This window comes from Ruegeria sp. CDSA246, assembly GCF_059611225.1.
In genome coordinates this window covers 1-2557 of sequence record NZ_JBXWPD010000048.1, presented here as the reverse complement: position 1 = coordinate 2557, position 2557 = coordinate 1, and the positions used below count along the sequence as shown (strand labels likewise).

Below are 2557 nucleotides of genomic sequence, written 5' to 3'. Positions count from 1 at the left end.
TTGGCGGTTACGATGAGCCAGAAACCCTCTCTTATCAAATCTACTTAAACTGTCCCATTGGTGCTGACGTCAGACAGTGAGCTCAGACAACCACAACACAGGGCTACCGCACTGCGCTGTCTCTGAGACCACGAGCGGTGCCGAGAAAGAGGAGTTGGTAGCAGCTAATTTACATTTGGAAGCCGGTGTAAACATGTCGGCTCCAGGAAGGCGCGGCTTAATCTTGCAACCGGAAGAGGTCCGCGACATCAAGGTTCAGAGCGTCAGCTATTTTGATGATGGTTTTGAGACCGGGATTTCTCTCCCCGCGCTCAATTCCGCCAATATATGTCCGGTCCAGATCCACTGCATGGGCAAAGCTCTCCCGCACGCAACCAATGTAGATGCTTTGGGCTTGACGGAAGGCGGGGCCGCAGGCGCCAAACAGAAAAAGAATTTAACCTGTCAGGGCTGGTATTTTACGCACAAGGGATTGACGCCGGATCTCCAAGACCGCCGCAGGCTGGCTCGGTTCATAACAGCCCGATCCGTCCATGACGGAAGCACCATGACATAGTATACTCAAAAAAATTGATGAGATGAAATGAACATACTTGGAAAGAAAATCGGGCCAAAGACTCGCATTTACAGGATTTTCCCACGCAATAGGTTTTTTGAATTATATCAGGAAAATCAGAATGCGCTCGTGCTTCCGACAATGTGGGACGATCCGTTTGAGAATGTCATTCTCAGATCAGAAGTTCGGAGTTCGAACGGCGAACGTGGAACTTTCGGATTTCACGGGGATGTTTATGGACAGTGCTGGACACTTGAAACGGCATCGGATGCCATGTGGCAAATCTACTCGCGCAACAGCGATGCCGTACGTGTGCGAACAACTGTTGGCCGCCTGATCGAGAGTTTGAGTGCGTCACAAGGCGACTGGGCGCACGTATCCTGTTTCATCGGGCACGTGGAGTACATGAGCGAGAAGCGGCTGTGGGAATTAGGAAGTACTGTGTTTAAGGACGGGATCACATCGGATGCCGTGGCGCGATCCTTGCTTGCAAAACGCCGCGCATACAAGCATGAGAACGAAGTCAGACTAATCTACTTCGAACGAGGCGATACCAAGCACCCGAAAGGTGTGTTCAAGTATGCACTCGATCCGCGCAAGGTGATCGACCAGGTGATGATCGATGGACGTGTGTCCTATGACGACTTCCAGCCGTTTAAGAAAGAGGTCATGGAACTGACCGGCCTATCGAACCGCCAAGTCAAGCGATCGCTTCTTTACAGCCCGCCCAAGAACTTCGTCGTTAAGCTCCCGAAGGATGGCCCACCCCCAATTTGATCTGAGGGTGAGCCAAAGATCAGTCACTTTCGCGATGAATAACACCGTGCTCTTGGTGAGCGTCCAACAACATCTGGACATAATCCCGCGTGCTGGTTGTCACATGCCCCAAATCCGGCCATGCAAAAGGAAAGGTCATGCAGGTTAGATTCAATTCCAGTTCCACACCAAGCACTTCGGCCACGGCGATTGCAGCTTCGGGGTCTTTGGATTCAGGCCATAGGTCTTCATCCAGAACAATGCAGGCGTCACCGTCTTCATCGACATAAATCTCGGCGAGTTGAGCACCGATCCGCTCTGCGGGCGTCACGGCATCCTCAAGTAGTGCTGTGCGCAGAAACAATGAGATATTGTCTTCACCCAAGGTCAGTGTCGGTCTTGAATCCACCACTTTAACCTCGGGCTCAGGCCGCTGCTGTGTCGATGGACTCTTAACAGGCTTGGGTTCCACATCGGAGCCGTCCAGCCACGCTGGCTCGGACGAGATGTTGATGGGCGATGCGCCGCAACCAGGACAGTGCCAGAGATTTTCTGCGAGCTGTGCGCCTGTAATCTTGCCGTCGCAATGTAGGCAATACCATTCGGAGGACTTCCCCCCGAATAGCGGATGAACCACGACACCTTCGGCATCGGGTTTTGTGGAACGTCTCGGCCAGTCCGAAGAAATCCCCGCGCGAACCTTCGCCGCTTCTTCATCGGCAATTACTAATGCTGCGTCCAGAAAGTCGCCTATGCGCACCGGGCTTGTGTCGGCATGCGGTTTTTCGATTTCGACGACTGGCTGGGAAAATTGCGCTTCGCCGACTAGAATGCGCCATCCGTCACCCTCCATGCGGAGGTCACCGAAGGATTCAAAGACCCGATAGGCGTAATCACCGATCTTGCCTTCCCTAACCGGTTCATCGACCGGACGGGCGAAGCTCTTGTCGATGAAGCTTTCTTTTTCATCTGCGCCTGGATGGGATTGGAGGACAAACGCCTCGGCCTGCGCCATTTGCTCGTCGCTCGGCAGCCAACCCTGCTTCGCCTTGGTTACAAGCCCCGTCCAATGCGTAAAGTCTAACGCGATGGCAATCGCGTTGAGCGCTTCGTGCTGGGGAATGCGGTTTGCCCGCGCATGCCGTTTTGCGAGGGTTTTGAGTGTGTTGTGTCTGACGTCAGCACCAATGGGACAGTTTAAGTAGATTTGATAAGAGAGGGTTTCTGGCTCATCGTAACCGCCAA

At 53.3% G+C, this 2557-nt stretch carries 3 protein-coding genes; 2 read left to right on the top strand and 1 reads right to left on the bottom strand.

Features of this window, described 5'->3' with window-relative positions; all coding sequences use genetic code 11:
* Positions 1–76: 76 nt before the first annotated feature.
* Both AC2FI9_RS22720 and AC2FI9_RS22715 read left to right on the top strand, forming a co-directional pair.
* Positions 77–556 (top strand): hypothetical protein, encoded by a 480-nt coding sequence (locus AC2FI9_RS22720; RefSeq protein ID WP_496770997.1) that lies wholly within the window; start codon positions 77–79, stop codon positions 554–556.
* A gap of 27 nt (positions 557–583) precedes the next feature.
* Positions 584–1333, top strand: coding sequence for a hypothetical protein (locus AC2FI9_RS22715; RefSeq protein ID WP_496770994.1), 750 nt, complete (start codon positions 584–586; stop codon positions 1331–1333).
* A gap of 19 nt (positions 1334–1352) precedes the next feature.
* On the opposite strand, the gene AC2FI9_RS22710 is transcribed toward AC2FI9_RS22715, so the two are convergent.
* The coding region (locus AC2FI9_RS22710; protein ID WP_496770992.1) for a hypothetical protein at positions 1353–2557 on the bottom strand (1205 nt) is incomplete at its 5' end.

Coding starts and splice junctions, on each gene's coding strand:
- AC2FI9_RS22715 (WP_496770994.1), top strand. CDS start 584: ATGAACATACTTGGAAAGAAAATCGGGCCAAAGACTCGCATTTACAGG.